General features: G+C 74.6%; 1 protein-coding gene. It reads left to right on the top strand.

All coding sequences use genetic code 11. The annotated features are described in order from the left end of the window. On the top strand, positions 1-464 hold a 464-nt coding region (locus D180_RS18545; RefSeq protein WP_017913964.1), incomplete at both ends, for a S8 family serine peptidase.

Raw genomic sequence — 464 nt, 5'->3', positions numbered from 1 at the left:
CCTCGCTGCTGGCGGGACGCGCGGTGGCGCACGGGCCGTTCGCGCGCACCCTGTATGCGGCCGACATCTACTGCGGGCAGGCCGATGGCGGCACCGTGGTCGAGCTGGTCGGGGCACTGGCATGGATGGCGCAGCAGCAGGTGCCGGTGATCAACATCAGCCTGATCGGTGGGCCCAACCGCGCATTGCAGCTCGCCGTGCAGCGCATGCTCGCGCGCGGCCACGTGCTGGTCGCGGCGGTCGGCAACGATGGCCCGGCGGCACCGCCACTGTATCCCGCGTCCTATCCCGGGGTGATCGGCGTCACCGCGGTGGATGCGCGCGCGCGGGTGTTGCCGGAGGCGGGGCGAGGGCCGCAGGTGACGTTCGCCGCGGTCGGCGAACTGATCGCCGCGGCACCGCAGGGCCGCTGGCAGACGCAGCGCGGCACCTCCTTCGCCGCGCCGCTGGTGGCGCGGCTGGCG

Source organism: Xanthomonas sp. SHU 166, assembly GCF_000364685.1.
Lineage (GTDB): Bacteria > Pseudomonadota > Gammaproteobacteria > Xanthomonadales > Xanthomonadaceae > Xanthomonas_A > Xanthomonas_A sontii.
The sequence above is the reverse complement of the archived record's forward strand: the minus strand, read 5'-3'. Positions and strand labels throughout refer to the sequence as shown.